Genomic DNA, 16,405 nt, shown 5'->3' with positions numbered 1-16,405 from the left:
CTTAAAACTTAATGTTCATGTACCAATTTACATTCGCATAATAAGCTTTATCTAAATCTAAGCTGTCGGTTTGTAAATTAAGACCAAAGTACTCGCTTTCAATACCGACTAAAAACGCCTCACTTTTTGTTTCATAGCCAGCTTGTACCTTCCAATGATCCCAAAAATGGATACGCCCTTTTAGCTGACTAAATGTATCTTCGTCGTACTGCTTGATTGTAAGCGCCGTTGAATACCGGCGGTTGATTCGATAATCGGCAAAGGCGGTAATACGCATTTCCATATCAAGTGTGTGTGACTGAGTATTACCAAAAGCAGATGTTTGAAGAGAAACAGTCGGTGTAGAGGTAACATTACCACTCTCATCTTCACTGAAAGGGATTTCTGTTGTTTGCCCTTTTACCGCGCCGGTATCATCAAAGTCAGTTTTATAAAGCAGATCTTTTACACTTAACCCTACTTTTAAATCGTCATTTACTTGCCAATCAGCAAAAATATCTAAGCTATAGCCTAGGCCTTCAGGGTTTTGCGAGGGAGTAAATTTTTTAAATAAAATATCTTTCGAAAAATTATAATCAGCAGTAATGCTGCCTTCTACATCGTCACTAAACACTCGCCCATCTACAGAGGCATCTTGAAAATGTGTACTGGCAAAAACAGACACTTTTGGTGTAATAGTTAGCGCGTTTTTATCTAAAAATTTAAAATCGTATGAAACAAACACCCCATTAGAGGTCACTTGCTTAGCATTTAGCTGATACGTGTAAAAACGCTCTTCAAAGGGTAAATCGTTTTTTTCTAAATAAGTATAAAGTGCAGTATCGGGATCAAAATTAAGTACGTAGTCATAACGGCTCTGCAAACCAACTTTAAAATTGTTGTAACCCACGCCAATTTCAAAAATATTATAAGTAAATGCACTATCGCCAGACTTAATAGGCTCGTCAAAATCATCTACAAATGCTTGTACTGGCTGTGCCTCAGTGTAAATTTCGGCGTCAAAGTGAGTAAATATTTGAAATTGATTATTTGCAGAAGCTAGAGGTGAAAGTAGAGCAGTTGAAAATCCTAACAAGAGAATTTTTTTTTTCATAATTTAATCGCTTTCTATAAAAAAAGGGAAAAGCACACAGCTTTTCCCTTTTATAGTTTAAGTATTAGTTAGATGAGTCAATTAAAGTCACATCTGTGTACTCAATTACTTCATCATCAATGTAAGTAATTGAAACACCGTTTGTTACCTTAGTTGCTGTACCAAAGGTCATCATCATGCCATCGTACATAGCTTTAACATCGCCCATGTAACCAGCTGATTCAGTACCCGACATAGACAGCGTGTAACCCATTGCAGCGTCGCCATTTACTTTAATTTCAAGCATGGTCATGTCTTCATCACCACTGCTATCCACTTCAGACATAACGCTAAAGTCTAAGTCGCCAGACATACCTGCTAGTTCTAGCATAGCCATGTCTGTCTCTTCCATGCCGCTTAAGTTAAGTGTACCCATAAAGTCTGAGTCACCGTCCATAATTTCAACACGGTTCCACGCTTGCGTCATCGTAAGCTCAGCGTCATCAACGGTATCTGCACTCACATCACCGTCAAACGTAAATACTAAACACGAATCAATTTGCGTAGAGTCAGTAATTGTACCATCAGCAAATGCTTGACACTCTTCAAGTGCATCTGAAGCTACATCACCTGTAACAAGCTCAACAGTTGCATCACTTTCAGTAGTTAGCATACCGCCCCAAGCAACAACCAATTGGTTATCTTGATACGCTGCAGACGCTGTAATTTCGCTACCGGTCGTCGCATTAGTAAGCATTAGCGTTAAATCGTCTAAGCTGTAGTCGTACGCCCACTCAGGATGCGTTGTTGAAGTACCTTCACCCGAGTTACCCATATCGGCAAGCTCTTCAAATACATCAAATAACACTTCAGCTGTGTCGTAAAGTGCATCACCACCGGTACTTGTTAATACTGTCATCGTAGAAAGAGATTCTGATGTTTCTTTAACAGATGCCGTAGCAACCGCCAGCTCTGCTTCTGCTTGAAGGCTAAGCGCAGTTACAAGTTGCTCGTTTGCAAGTTCAGCCTGAGTTTCAGCAGCTTCTGCCATCATTTCTGCACTTTCAACTAAATCTGCAGCTTCAGCCATATCAGCTTCAGTTACTGCTACAGCTTCATATTCAGTTGCTGCTTCTAGTGCTTGTTCAATCGCAAGCTCTAGTGCATCTACAGCAGCAGAAAAATCTGACGCCGCAGTTACCGCAGCATCAACTAATTCAACAGTTGCTTGTGCATCGTCACCAGAGTCAACAGCAGCTTGCGCATCAGCAAGTGCACTTGTTGAAGCGGCTTCAGCTGTATCTGCAGCGGCTTTCTTTTCATCTGCAACATCTGCAGTATTCAAAGCAATTTCTTTAGCGGCTTCTACTTCAATCTCATACTCAGTAATAGCGGCTTCTGCATCAAGTACTAACTGCGCAAGTGCTAAATCGTATGTGCTTACGTTTTCTACTTCTTCTAAAGCAGCGTCTTGTAAATCAATTGCAGTATCTAGTATGCCTTGGTAGTCAGAGCTTTGAGCTACAAGTAAAGACGCAGTGCTAACATAGCCTTGTGCTTGCACATAAACCTTGTTTGTTGCCGTTGATAAATCCGCTGCTTCAGCTTCATTTTCAAGTGCAGCTACAGCCGCAACAAATTCAATTGCAGTAGCTGCGTCAGTTACGGCATCACCCATTTCTTCAACATCAGCAAGCATTTCTTCAGCAGTATCTATAGATGTTTGAAGAGCAGAAAGTTCAGTAGAAGATGCATCAATTTGCGCTGATAACGCAACTGCTAAATCTGCAAAAAAGTCATCGCCTGCAACACACTCATCGCCAGTGCAACCCAGCTCTTCTAGAGCTTCTTGCACAGTACCTGCAAGTTCTGCCAGCTCTGCATCGGTTGCTGCGCCATTTTTAACTGCGTTGTCTTTTGCCTCTTTTGCTTTAGCAGCAATACCAGCAGAGTTTTCTGCAAATGCATTAATCTCAGCAGCTGATGCATTAGGGTTATTTGCTAAGTAGGCTGCTTCTAATGCCGCTTTAATAGCATCTTCATCACCCGTTGCAATAGCTACAAACACGCTTGCAGTACTAGAAACGGCTGTTTGTAAGGTTGCTGCAATATCAGTTGTACTTAAAGTACCTGCTGCAATACCAGCTTTAATGCTCGCTATAGTATCAGAAATCGATGGTAAACCTTGAACCGAAGACGACAGCTGCGCAATCATCAACACGCCTTGCGAAAGACTTTCTTCACCGTCTACATCACTTAAATCTACTGCGCCACCGTTTGATAAGTCACCAATAAGTGCTGATAATAATACAGCTGCATCAGGCCCTAAAACTTGAATCACTGTATTTAAGCTTGTTGATGCAATAGCATCAGCGTCAACTTCACCTTCGGCTTCAAGTAGGGCTTGAGCAACCAGCGTAGTTAAAAATGTTACATTCGCTTTAAACGAACGTGCTACGTTTGCATCGCCTGCCGCGCCGCTCGCTTCAGATGAGTCGGCTTCTGCTGCAGCTACATATTTAACAACAGAAAGCTCTAAGTCGGCTTTGTACCATTCACCAAACTCAATGTTAGTATCGCCATCGTTTACGTCATCTGCTTCTGGCGCTTCATCGTAAGTTCCACAACCAACGTAAGCATCACAACGCAAGAAGCTATCATCGCCTTCTTCAGCAGTAGTCACTGTAATATATACAGGGCCTGAAAAGTCATCTTCAAGGTAAATGCTGTAGCTACCATTATCGCCGGTTACTAGCGCATCTGGGTTACCTGCTATTTTGCTAGCTTCTACTGCTGCATCTGCCGCATCTTGAGAAGTTGCTTCGCCAGTAAACGTTTCAGCTTCTGCTGATGCTTCTAATCTAAATGCAACTGGAACACTTTGCCCTGTTTCATCAAGTGTCATCACGCTAACAACGGCACCTTTCATTGCACCTTTAACAGCTTTACCTGTTATTTCTACGTTAAATTGAGCGTCATCAGATGAAGTAACAGATTCAACTGGAGGAACGTAAGTGTTTCTGTCGTTGTCTGAACCACAACCCGCTAAACCTAGGGTAAGTGCAACAGATGCTGCAATTGGGGTAATTTTATTCATACGCTGTGCCATTTATTTCTCCTTGATAGCCTGCAATGAGTATCAGAAAATATTTTATAAAATATACGTGTGAAAGTTTACAAAAAAACATAAACAGACACACAATAACAACCTTTGTTACTTATTGATTAAAGTAACATTAAGTAATGAGTTTTTGCTACATTTTTATACTTTTTAAGTACAATTTTTTACCTAAATTTAAACGACGCTTCTTCATAGGCTTTACTATTTTTCAATAACATATGTTAAAGCCATTAAGAAGCATCGCTCTGGCGTACCATATATCCACTATATTAAGTGAATATTACATTTAATTTAGTTTGTTAATAATATTCTTCAAGTAAATGCGTCAGATACGTTAAAAAAAAACCATCTAAGTGCTGATATAATGAAAAAGAATTGGTTTTGTAGGTTTTTTGGAAGGGGAATTCTTAAACACAATGTTTACGTTGTTTAGTTTTAAAACTAAACATTTTAAGAGTCAATAACGACTAGGGGTAGCGTTAATGACTCAATATAAAACGTTAAAATCAGCTTACTGCAAAGCCCTAACTACGCCCTCCATAAGCACACGAGCACTGCGGCTCATACTTGCTTTTGTTACTTGCCAATCTCCAGCTATTTTTTTAGCTTCTGCGCCTACTTTTAGCGTGCCAGAGGGGTGGCCAAAGTTAACTTCGTTTAATGTCCCGCCACCTGCGGCCACATTAACAAGCGTACCGTCAATAGCGGCGGCTGCGCCAATAGCGACTGCGGCTGTGCCCATCATAGCGTGATGAAGCTTGCCCATAGACATAGCACGTACTAATAAATCAATTGTTGTAGCTTCAATAAACTTACCACTTGACGCGTTATAATCTAATGGCGCTGCCACAAAGGCTACTTTTGGTGTGTGTTGGCGTGTTTGCGCTTCATTAATATTAGCTATTAACCCCATTTTGACTGCGCCATAGGCACGAATAGTTTCAAGTTTTTTAAGTGCGTCAGTATCGTTATTAATATCGCTTTGCAGCTCAGTGCCACTATAGCCAATATCCTCGGCATTAATAAATACAGTAGGAATACCCGCGTTTATCATGGTGGCTTTTAAAGTACCAACACCTGGTACTTCTAAGTCATCTACTACATTGCCTGTCGGGAATAACGCCCCTTCACCATCGGCGGGGCTTAAAAACTCTAGCTTTACCTCGGCAGCAGCAAAGGTCACGCCATCAAGTTCAAAATCGCCAGTTTCTTGCACTTCGCCATTGGTGATAGGCACATGAACTAAAATGCTTTTTTTAATATTAGCCTGCCATACACGCACCACGGCTACACCGTTATCGGGTACCGTGCTTTTATCAACTAAGCCGTTCGTTATAGCAAACGCACCTACTGCGCTGGTTAAATTACCGCAATTGCCGCTCCAGTCTATAAAAGGTTTATCTATTGCCACTTGACCAAATAAATAATCCACATCGTGGTTAGGTTGCTCGCTTTTATTTAAAATAACCGTTTTACTAGTACTTGAAGTTGCACCGCCCATACCATCGGTTTGTTTGCCATATGGGTCAGGGCTACCAATTATGCGTAACAGTAAATTGTCGCGCGCCTCACCTGCCACTTGGGCAGGTTTGGGTAAGTCGGTTAACTTAAAAAATACACCTTTACTGGTGCCGCCGCGCATATAAGTTGCTGGCACTTTAATTTGTGGTTTAAACATAATGCACGCCCCTTATGCTGATTGCGTAGCTTCTAAAAAGTCTTGCGCAAAGCGCTGTAATACACCACCAGCGGCATAAATAGAAAGTTCTTCTTGGGTATCCAATCTGCATTTCATAGGTACTGTTAGTACCTCACCGTTTTTACGTGTAATCACTAAATCAAGCGTTGCACCTGGTGTTGGCTCGCCTTTTACATCAAAGCTTTCGCTGCCATCAATGTTAAGCGTTTTACGGGTAGTGCCCGGTTTAAATTCAAGCGGTAAAACACCCATACCAATTAAGTTAGTACGGTGAATACGCTCAAAGCCCTCTGCAGCTATAACCTCAACGCCTGCAAGCCTTACCCCTTTTGCAGCCCAATCACGCGATGAGCCTTGACCATAATCGGCGCCGGCTACAATAATGAGTGGTTGTTTACGCTGCATATAAGCTTCGATTGCTTCCCACATACGTGTGTTAGTACCTTGTGGCTCTAATCGTGCGTATGAACCTTGTTTAACTTCGCCGTTTTCATCACGCACCATTTCGTTTAACAATTTAGGGTTTGCAAATGTAGCGCGCTGCGCTGTTAAGTGATCGCCTCGGTGCGTTGCGTACGAGTTAAAATCCTCTTCAGGAACATTCATTTTAGTTAAGTATTCACCTGCAGCACTGCTTGCCATAATTGCGTTTGATGGCGATAAATGATCCGTTGTAATGTTATCGCCAAGTACAGCAAGTGCGCGCATGCCGGTCATGGTTCGCTCACCTGCAAGGGCACCTTCCCAGTATGGCGGGCGGCGAATATAGGTACTTTGCTCGCGCCAGTTGTATAGCGGGTCGTTGTCTTCACCGTAATCTACGGTTAAATCAAACATAGGTTCGTACACTTTTTTAAATTGCTCTGGCTTTACACTTTGTTTTATTACTTCATCTATTTCTTCATCGCTTGGCCATAAATCTTTTAGCGTTATGTCGTTACCATTTTGATCTTTCCCTAGTACACCTTTTTCAATATCAAAACGAATAGTACCGGCAATAGCGTAAGCCACCACTAATGGCGGTGACGCTAAAAACGCTTGCTTAGCATACGGATGTATACGCCCATCAAAGTTACGGTTGCCCGAGAGTACCGCTGTTGCGTATAAGTCGCGATCTATCACTTCTTGTTGAATTACAGGGTCAAGCGCGCCACTCATGCCGTTACAGGTAGTACAGGCAAAGCCCACAATACCAAAGCCAAGTTTTTCAAGTTCAGGAAGTAATTTTGCTTCTTCTAGGTATGATTGCACCGCTTTTGAACCCGGTGCTAATGACGTTTTAACCCACGGTTTACGCATTAACCCTTTTGCATTTGCATTACGCGCAAGTAGGCCGGCAGCAATTACGTTGCGCGGATTACTGGTGTTAGTACAACTGGTAATAGCAGCAATAATACAGGCGCCATCTGGCATTAAGCCTTCCTCGCTTTCAACAACGCCAGATATGCCTTCTTTTGCTAAATCGCTGGTGGATACACGACGATGTGGGTTTGAAGGCCCAGCAATATTGCGTCCAACACTCGATAAATCAAATTTAAGCACTCGCTCATATTTTGCGGTTTTTAAACTATCGCTCCAAAGGCCTGCCGTTTTAGCATAGTTTTCTACAAGCGCTATTTGCTCTTCATCACGCCCTGTTAAACGCAAATAATCGATTGTTTTATCGTCTATATAAAACATGGCTGCAGTTGCACCAAATTCTGGTGTCATGTTTGAAATCGTTGCTCTGTCGCCAAGGGTTAGTGCATCAGCGCCTTCGCCGTAAAATTCTAAATAGGTTGAAACCACACGCTGAGCGCGTAAAAATTCGGTAATGGCCAGCACTATGTCGGTTGCGGTAATGCCAGGCTGACGAGTACCTGTAAGCTCAACTCCTACTATATCAGGCAGGCGCATGTACGAGGCACGGCCAAGCATTACGCTTTCGGCTTCAAGCCCACCAACACCTACAGCAATTACACCAAGTGCATCCACATGCGGGGTGTGGCTGTCGGTACCAACTAAGGTATCGGGGAATGCAATGCCATCGCGGTTTTGAATAACAGGCGACATTTTTTCAAGGTTAATTTGATGCATAATGCCGTTACCAGGCGGAATAACATCAATATTTTTAAAGGCGGTTTTAGTCCAGTTTATAAAATGAAAACGGTCGTCGTTGCGTCTATCTTCTATTGCACGGTTTTTTTCAAACGCTTCAGGGTCAAAGCCTGCGTGCTCTACCGCTAATGAGTGATCAACAATTAGCTGGGTAGGCACAACCGGGTTTACTTTTGCTGGATCACCACCTTTTGCGGCAATGGCGTCGCGCAGGCCAGCTAAATCAACTAAAGCAGTTTGGCCTAAAATATCGTGGCACACTACGCGCGCCGGATACCACGGAAAGTCTAAATCTTGCTTACGCTCAATAAGCTGATTAAGCGCATCGATTAACATATCTGGCTCACAGCGGCGCACTAAGTTTTCGGCAAGTACACGCGATGTGTAAGGCAATGTGGCATAAGCACCAGGCTTTATTGCATCAACGGCTTCTTGCGTATCGTAGTAGTCTACATTTGAGCCGGGCAATGGTTTTCGGTATTGGGTGTTATTAATTATGGTCATAATATCTGTTCGCTAATAGGTGACGGGAGATAAAAGGCAAAAGGTGAGCGTGTTGCTCACCCTATACCAATCCGCATAATTAAGTATTATTACGGATTGGTATTATGTGTAACTAATTAGCCTCTTGATTCAATTGGCGTGTAGCTACGTGCCTCTGGCCCTGTGTAATCTGCACTTGGGCGAATAATACGGTTATTAGCGCGCTGCTCTTTAACATGTGCCGTCCAGCCGGTAACACGGCTCATCACAAATATTGGCGTAAATAACTTAGTTGGAATACTCATAAAGTGGTACGCCGATGCATGGAAAAAATCAGCATTACAAAACAGTTTTTTCTCGCGCCACATAACCTCTTCACACCTAACCGACACAGGGTAAAGCACATCATCGCCCACCTCTTTAGCTAGTTTTTCAGAGAACTTTTTGATAATAACGTTACGTGGGTCTGACTCACGGTAAATAGCGTGTCCAAAGCCCATTATTTTATCTTTACGCTCTAGCATACCCATAATTTCTTGCTCAGCGTGATCTGCACTTGTAAAACCCTGAATCATATCCATAGCGGCTTCGTTTGCACCACCATGCAGTGGCCCACGTAACGTGCCAATAGCGCCCGTTACACAAGAATGAATATCAGAAAGCGTTGATGCACATACGCGCCCAGTAAATGTAGAGGCATTAAATTCATGCTCTGCGTATAAAATTAGCGACACATTCATTACTTGCGCAAAAAGCTCACTCGGTGCTTTATCGTGTAATAGAGTTAAAAAGTGCGCGCCCACTGAGTCGTCATCAGTTTGTGTTTCAATGCGTACGCCATCGTGAGTAAAGCGGTACCAATAACAAATAATACTTGGAAACACTGCAACCATACGGTCAATCGCATCGTTTGCTTGGCTAAAATCAAGCTCCATTTCTAGGTTACCCAGCATTGAGCAACCGGTACGCATAACATCCATTGGATGCGCGTCTTTAGGAATATTTTCAAGCACGGTTTTTAGTGCATCTGGCAGGCCGCGTAAGCTTTTTAATTTAGCTTTATACTCGGCTAGTTCATTGGCTGTTGGTAACTCGCCGCGAGAAAGTAAAAAAGACACTTCCTCAAACTGCGCTTTTTCGGCAAGTTCGCTAATATCGTACCCACAATACGTTAAACCTGAGCCTGTTTGCCCTACTGTACATAATGCTGTTTGCCCTGCTACTTGCCCGCGTAAACCTGCTCCGCCTAATGCTTTATCTACCATGATCTTCTCCTATCTAAATTTGTGTGTGTTATCTATTTTAATAGTTATTATTTGTCAGATTTTGATGAAAAAAGGTTATCGAGTGTGTTTTCGTATGTGTGGTAATCTAAAAATTCGTAAAGCTCAGCGCGTGTTTGCATGTTCTCAATTTCGCTTTGCTGCGAGCCTTCATTTAAAATGGCAGAGTACACATTAAGCGCGGCTTTATTCATAGCTCTAAACGCACTAAGTGGATAAAGCACCATTTCAACACCTACCTCACTTAACTGCTCTTTGGTGTAAATAGGCGTTTGGCCAAACTCTGTAATATTAGCTAAAATTGGTACATTAATCGCCTTTGCAAAGGCTTGGTAATCGGCAAGGTCGTGCACGGCTTCTGCAAAAATAGCATCAGCGCCCGCTTCAACACACGCAGCTGCACGGTCAATCGCGGCGCTTAAACCTTCTTTTTGAAACGCATCGGTACGCGCCATAATGTAAAAATCACTATCGGTTTTTGCATCAACTGCGGCTTTAATACGGTCAACCATTTCACCTTGGCTTACAATTTCTTTATTAGGGCGATGACCGCAACGCTTTTGCGCTACTTGGTCTTCAATATGAAAACCCGCTGCGCCTGCTTTGGTCATTTCTTTAACGGTACGCGCAATATTAAACGCCCCGCCCCAGCCTGTATCGGCATCTACCAATAGTGGCAAATCGCTGGCACCGGTAATACGGCGAATATCTTCAAGTACATTATCAAGGCTGGTCATGCCTAAATCGGGCATACCAAAAGAGGCGTTCGCAACACCTGCACCTGAGAGATAAATAGCTTGATGGCCCATTTTTTCAGCCATCATGGCTGTGTAGGCATTAATAGTACCCACTACCTGCAATGGGCGGTTATTCGCAATGGCCTGTTTAAATTTTAATCCTGCTGACATTATTTTCTCCTCACTTTGAACGGTTGCTACATGGAGTAACTTATATTTTTAATCTGACATTGTGACTGTTTAACTGTTATTAGCTTTTATAAAGTTTTTGTTTATGACAAATACCAATCTGTATGTGTATGAGGTCTATTTAACGCTAAGAAAATCGTTCTGTAACTAGGCAATAATTTTTATGTTTAGTGGTTCTAAATAAAAAATTCTTAACAACGTTATAGAGCGATTTAATCAGTTAAATTGTTCGAATACTCATATTGATTGGTATACATCAAATTTGGTTTGAATATTTGCTTGCGATGCACTGATATGTCGTTTCATCAGCATTTCAGCAAGTTCACCATCGTGGTTTTCTATCGCGTTAATAATGGCTAAGTGCTCGTCAAACGCTTTTGATACGCGCGGCCCTACCATGCCCATTTGTACTCGGTACATACGTATTAATTGGTAAAGCTCGTTACATAACAAATGGATTAAATGGGCGTTTTTGCTGCCTTTAATAATGCGATAATGAAAGTCTAAATCGCCCGCTTCTTGATAGTACGACTCGCCCTCTTTAACGCGCTGTGTTTTCAAATGTTGGTTAAGTAATTGCTTTAAGCCTTTAACTTCGTCAGCTGCCATATTGTCGGCAGCTAGCCTACATGCTAAGCCTTCAAGCGAGCTGCGTACTTGGTATACTTCAATTAAACGCTCTGCGGTTAGCGCCACTACTCGGCAACCTACATTGGCTTTACGCTCCACTAAGTAACAGCTTTCTAAGCGATTAAGCGCTTCTCTAAGCGTCGCACGGCTTACACCGTAGCGCTTTGCAAGCTCAGGCTCCGATATTTTGCTACCCTGCTGTATGCTGCCTTCTACTATTTCACGGCGCATATCAACAAACACTTGATCAGATGCTGTAGTAATAGGTGTATCGTTTAAAAAAGGTTGCGTCATGGCTTTATAAATAAATTGTCGACAATTGATGGGTTAACTATGTGCTTAATAAAAAAACATGTCAACCCCACCTAAGGTAAAAATGAGTAAAAAACACGCTTATTGTCGACACTGTTAATCTAAAGTCGTATAAAATTGCTTTAAAATTAAACTAAAAATACAATGTGTCGACACACCAATAAATTATAAAGCCGCTATTTAACACTGAAATAGTGCGTTAAAAGTGCTAATATCGCGCTTTATTTTTAATGTACGAGCCAACGCGTGAACGCCAACACTTTTATTCCTGAGCATTTTATTGACGACGTAAAAACCTATTTACCTGCGCACCTCAATTTAGACGACTTTATAAACGCGTGCCGTCGCCCTCTCAGAAAATCTATTCGTGTAAATACATTAAAAATTAGCGTTGCCGAATTTAAACACCGTGCAGAGAAAAAAAACTGGCAACTTACACCCATACCTTGGTGTAATGAGGGTTTTTGGCTAGAACGCCCAAGCGATGAAGAACAAAACTTAGCATTAGGCAATACCGACTTACATTTAAGCGGCGCCATGTACGTGCAAGAGGCAAGCTCAATGCTGCCGCCTATGGCACTAAAACAAAGTATTGAAAACTCAGATTTACAAGATAGTTATGTACTTGATATGGCATCAGCGCCTGGCTCTAAAACTTCGCAACTTGCCGCAATAATGTATAACCAAGGCGTACTTGTTGCCAACGAGCTTTCGTCATCACGCTTAAAGGTCCTTAGCGCTACGCTTAAACGTATGGGCGTTGGTAACTGTGCGCTTTCGCACTTTGATGGCGTCATATTTGGTAACTATATGTTTGAATGCTTTGATAGCATTTTGCTTGATGCACCCTGCTCTGGCGAAGGTACCGTACGTAAAGACGCCGATGCACTTAAAAACTGGTCAATAGAATCAAATATAGAAATTGCTCAAGTTCAAAAAGATTTAATTAAAAGCGCTTTTTACGCATTAAAACCAGGCGGTACACTGGTGTATTCAACCTGTACGCTTACCCCGCTCGAAAACCAACAAGTATGCAACTACCTACTGAATGAATTTGGCGACTATATTGAGCCGCAATCGCTAAGTGATTTATTTGAAGGGGCAGAAAAAGCCACAACCGCCGAGGGCTATTTACATGTGTGGCCGCAAACATTCGACAGCGAAGGTTTTTTTATCGCTAAGTTTAAAAAACTCGCAAGCTGCAATAACCCAACCCAAAGCGTTAAAAAAGGTGCGTTTCCGTTTAACGAGTTTGATAAAAAACGAACCACTTCTTTTATGAGCGAGCTTAAAAAACAGTTTGGCTTAAAAGCGCTGCCAGGTAAGTTAATGCAGCGCGATAAAGAGCTGTGGTTATTCCCTGACGGGTTTGAAGCCGTTCAAAACAAAATAAAATACGCGCGTTTAGGTATTCAACTAGGTATTATTCATAAAAACGGAGTAAGGCTAACTCACGAGTTTGCTACCGTGTTTGGTAATGAATGCAAAAGCAATACGTATGCTTTAACAAACGAGCAAGCAAACGACTACTTTAATGGTAAAGATATACGCCTAGAAGACGTTACAAAAGCCAGCGGCGAAGTAGTACTAACCTTATGTGGCTGCCCGATAGGACTAGGTAAATGGCAAAAGAATAAGATCAAAAACTCTTTGCCACGCGATCTTGTGCAAAATACTCAGTTAATAAGCTGGGCATAAAACACTCAACACAAAGGGTAACCTGTGCACAATATTATTAAGTCTTTGTTATCATTTATGGTTAATAAAAAAACAAAATTTAGAGTTTTGAAAATTAGTTAACTACACTTAGAGGTACTTTCTTCTTCTCCCTAAGAATTTCGAAAGTGTATTTAGTTAGCGCAAGGCTCAACTAAGAGCCATTTGTAGCCCAGAGCTGATAGTGGCTCTGGGCGTTTTCTCAAGAGTGGTTTATATTAATTTGACTTAGTTTAATATTAATCATAAGCCCTCTTGATTAATTCAACCTAACCACCCCCTTTAAGAAGTTAACCCGACCTTAATTAATCATTGTTAAGTATTGACTTATAATTTTAAAATGTTTTCAATATGCTTAGAGATAAGTTTTATATAAGCTTTTTAAAATTAGTTATATAGTTACTCCAAATAGGGCTTTTATTCCGTAGGCGGGATCACTTTAAAGGACTAAGTTTTGAAAAAAAGATTTGAAGCACTTGATTCATTTAGGGGCATTTGTGCAATCTCAGTCGTGATTTTTCACATGCACTTTGTTAACTCAATAACTGAATTGGATTTTTTTAGAGGAAGTGCAATATTTGTAGAATTCTTTTTTGTTTTAAGTGGCTTTGTTTTGGCACATGGCTACGGCGAAAAGAAAGATCTAAATTTTAACGCATTCATTAAAGCCCGTTTTTTCCGCATATATCCATTACATATATTTATGTTAGCTATATTTATCCTTTTAGAGCTTGGGAAGTTATTTGCCTATAAATTAGGAGGAATTTCATTTAATAATTTACCTTTTACAAATGACACATCAGTTGAACAAATTCTCCCTAACCTACTATTGATACACTCTTGGACTCCTTTTAGTGACCCTCTAAGCTTTAACTACCCATCATGGAGTATAAGTATTGAATTCTATAGTTATGTTTTGCTCTTTTTTACTATAGCCTTTTTTAAAACCAGTAAGTCCATTGTTTGGTTCTGTATATCAGCTATCGCTTTCAGCCTTATATATTTTAAATCGGATATATTAGTAGGGAGTGTTTTAAAAGGGTTATCTTGCTTTTTTGGTGGCACTGTAATTTATTTACTTTTTAAAAAACATTCATATTTTAAATTCCGCCCTGCATTAGCTACAGTAATAGAACTATTTCTCTTATTTCTGATAGTCCAAGTTGTGATTGTTAACTTTAAATATAAACCCATAATTGCTCCAATACTATTCTTATTAACTGTATTATTTTTTGCATATGAAGCAGGCTTAGTATCAAAATTTTTAAAACTTAATGTTTTTCAAACTATAGGCAAGCTATCTTACTCAATATATATGACCCATGCGGCAATATTATTCATTTTGACTTCGATAGGTATTATTATTCAAAAAATAACAGGGATAAATGTAGCGCCAACTATAAGCTCACAACGGTACTTAGATTTTGGAGGGGCGGTAATTAACAATGTATTTATTTTACTTACATTGACTGTAATTATTTATATTTCAAAAATAACTTACAATACCATAGAAAAAAAAGGCCTAGCTTTAAATAAAAAGTAATTTTTATAATGCAAAATAATATCTTAGACACAGTTCTATATGATTTTAGAAATTAATAACTATTGTTAAAATTGAAAAACTTATCTTGAAATTATTAGTACTCATTTACAATACATTTCAAATGTGGAACTTTTTCTCACAGATTTCAATTCACTTCCAAACTGTAGTGACATGCACAATAATGTTACTTTATTAATTTGGTTCGCAATATCAAAAACTTTATCGAGCTTCTCATCATATTGCGCAGCTAAATTTAGCTCATTCATATATTGAGCTTTGAAATTAGGAGGAAGTTGAGGCCAATTAATTAATGCTATTTGAATGATGCCTGATCTTACTTCAAACTTATAAGGGCCCGTTTTTTTAGCTTGATCTATATACCTTAATACTCGCTGAGAAAGCCCTTCTTGACTACTGACTACTTTTGCAAGTTCAATCCACGTTTCAGACCAAGCTTGTCTATTTTGAAGTGAAGTTAAAAACGCGTGTTCAATATCATTGAAAGAATATGACATATCCTCACTTTTCATATCCTTTAAAGTCAATCCAAGCATTTTTACATAAGCGCTGAGGTGCCAATAATGTGCCTGAGTAGGCTCAAGCTTTAAAGCTAAGTTAATGGCATCATCAGCAAACTTTAGCTCTGCAGGAGTCATTAATGCTTTAGACTGCTTTAGAGTATTGACAGCCTTAAAATACCACACATTAGCACGCATGCTATTTACGCTCTCAATGCTAATAACAAGTATTATAATACCAAGGAGAAAAATATTAACTAACTGCTTGGTCTTAGCCATTAAACAACGTGCTCGTTAAGTGTTTTGGATTATTTACGAATAAATCTTCCGCTTTCTCCTCACTCAATAAGTGTTTCACTATTTTTTTTGCATTGCTTAATAAGGGTGGACGTCTTTTGATTGAGTGTGCATCGGATGCTATATAACGTACTAAGTTATTTTCGAGCATATTAATACTAATCGCTTTTGCACTTTCGCCCCAGGCCCCCTCTAAACTTGAAGCGGTTAATTGAAAGTCGCATCCTAATTGATTTAATCGCTCAATATAAAATGGGTTTGCTTGAATCTCTCTATTGCGCTCTGGGTGAGGAATAATGACTTTAATACCTTGCTTTGCAAGCCAATTAATAAACTTATCATAACCTTGCGGTACATGTGAGTGAGGTAGTTCCAATAATATATAATTATCAGAACCAAGAGAGCCAATGAACGGTAGCTTATTTGATAAAACCAATGCCATTATCTCAATATCAAGCCTAATCTCTGCAGCAACTGCCAGCTGCATTTTGATACCTGCAGCCAAAGCCCCTGCCTTTAATTTTGCAATATCAGTATAAAGGTGAGAAACCGAATTATCAAAACGCCCAATATGAATATGCGGTGTCGCCACCATGTGCGTTATGCCGTCATCTTGAGCCACTTTCAAAAGAGCTAAAGACTCCTGTAAATCTTTAGCGCCGTCATCTAGACCAGGCAAAATATGTGAATGAATATCAAACATACGCG

11 protein-coding genes are annotated in these 16,405 nt (G+C 40.4%); 2 read left to right on the top strand and 9 right to left on the bottom strand.

Annotated elements, in window-relative coordinates; genetic code table 11:
- Position 1 precedes the first annotated feature (1 nt).
- The 7 genes from VOI46_RS06870 to VOI46_RS06840 form a co-directional block, all read right to left on the bottom strand.
- On the bottom strand, positions 2-1,093 hold the full coding sequence (locus VOI46_RS06870) for a hypothetical protein (protein ID WP_004587739.1): 1,092 nt from the start codon (positions 1,091-1,093) through the stop codon (positions 2-4).
- Positions 1,094-1,157: 64 nt separating this feature from the next.
- Positions 1,158-4,181: a hypothetical protein gene (locus VOI46_RS06865; protein WP_004587738.1), complete on the bottom strand. Its 3,024-nt coding sequence runs from the start codon at positions 4,179-4,181 to the stop codon at positions 1,158-1,160.
- A 523-nt stretch (positions 4,182-4,704) separates the two neighbouring features.
- On the bottom strand, positions 4,705-5,871 hold the full coding sequence (gene prpF / locus VOI46_RS06860; protein ID WP_004587737.1) for a 2-methylaconitate cis-trans isomerase PrpF: 1,167 nt from the start codon (positions 5,869-5,871) through the stop codon (positions 4,705-4,707).
- 12 nt (positions 5,872-5,883) lie between these two features.
- Positions 5,884-8,493 (bottom strand): Fe/S-dependent 2-methylisocitrate dehydratase AcnD, encoded by a 2,610-nt coding sequence (gene acnD, locus VOI46_RS06855; protein ID WP_004587736.1) that lies wholly within the window; start codon positions 8,491-8,493, stop codon positions 5,884-5,886.
- Positions 8,494-8,609: 116 nt separating this feature from the next.
- Complete coding sequence (gene prpC, locus VOI46_RS06850; protein ID WP_004587735.1) at positions 8,610-9,737, bottom strand: 2-methylcitrate synthase; 1,128 nt, start codon at positions 9,735-9,737, stop codon at positions 8,610-8,612.
- A 47-nt stretch (positions 9,738-9,784) separates the two neighbouring features.
- Positions 9,785-10,663 (bottom strand): methylisocitrate lyase, encoded by an 879-nt coding sequence (gene prpB, locus VOI46_RS06845; protein ID WP_004587734.1) that lies wholly within the window; start codon positions 10,661-10,663, stop codon positions 9,785-9,787.
- Between the two features lie 255 nt (positions 10,664-10,918).
- The gene (locus VOI46_RS06840; RefSeq protein ID WP_004587733.1) at positions 10,919-11,605 is read right to left on the bottom strand and encodes a GntR family transcriptional regulator; all 687 of its coding nucleotides are present in this window, start codon (positions 11,603-11,605) and stop codon (positions 10,919-10,921) included.
- A gap of 264 nt (positions 11,606-11,869) precedes the next feature.
- Here VOI46_RS06840 and rsmF point away from each other — a divergent pair, with 264 nt between their 5' ends.
- Both rsmF and VOI46_RS06830 read left to right on the top strand, forming a co-directional pair.
- The gene (gene rsmF / locus VOI46_RS06835) at positions 11,870-13,321 is read left to right on the top strand and encodes a 16S rRNA (cytosine(1407)-C(5))-methyltransferase RsmF (protein WP_004587732.1); all 1,452 of its coding nucleotides are present in this window, start codon (positions 11,870-11,872) and stop codon (positions 13,319-13,321) included.
- A gap of 472 nt (positions 13,322-13,793) precedes the next feature.
- The gene (locus tag VOI46_RS06830; RefSeq protein WP_004587731.1) at positions 13,794-14,882 is read left to right on the top strand and encodes an acyltransferase; all 1,089 of its coding nucleotides are present in this window, start codon (positions 13,794-13,796) and stop codon (positions 14,880-14,882) included.
- 101 nt (positions 14,883-14,983) lie between these two features.
- Here the strand turns inward: VOI46_RS06830 and VOI46_RS06825 are convergent, their stop codons facing one another.
- Together VOI46_RS06825 and VOI46_RS06820 are read right to left on the bottom strand one after the other, a co-directional pair.
- Positions 14,984-15,679, bottom strand: coding sequence for a VpsP family polysaccharide biosynthesis protein (locus VOI46_RS06825; protein ID WP_004587730.1), 696 nt, complete (start codon positions 15,677-15,679; stop codon positions 14,984-14,986).
- The gene (locus VOI46_RS06820) at positions 15,672-16,400 is read right to left on the bottom strand and encodes a CpsB/CapC family capsule biosynthesis tyrosine phosphatase (protein WP_004587729.1); all 729 of its coding nucleotides are present in this window, start codon (positions 16,398-16,400) and stop codon (positions 15,672-15,674) included. Before VOI46_RS06820 ends, VOI46_RS06825 begins: the two co-directional genes overlap by 8 nt.
- Positions 16,401-16,405 lie beyond the last annotated feature (5 nt).

It is taken from the genome of Pseudoalteromonas sp. CuT4-3 (assembly GCF_035666335.1).
Classification (GTDB): Bacteria; Pseudomonadota; Gammaproteobacteria; order Enterobacterales; family Alteromonadaceae; genus Pseudoalteromonas; species Pseudoalteromonas atlantica.
This window is presented reverse-complemented; position numbering and strand designations above follow the sequence as displayed.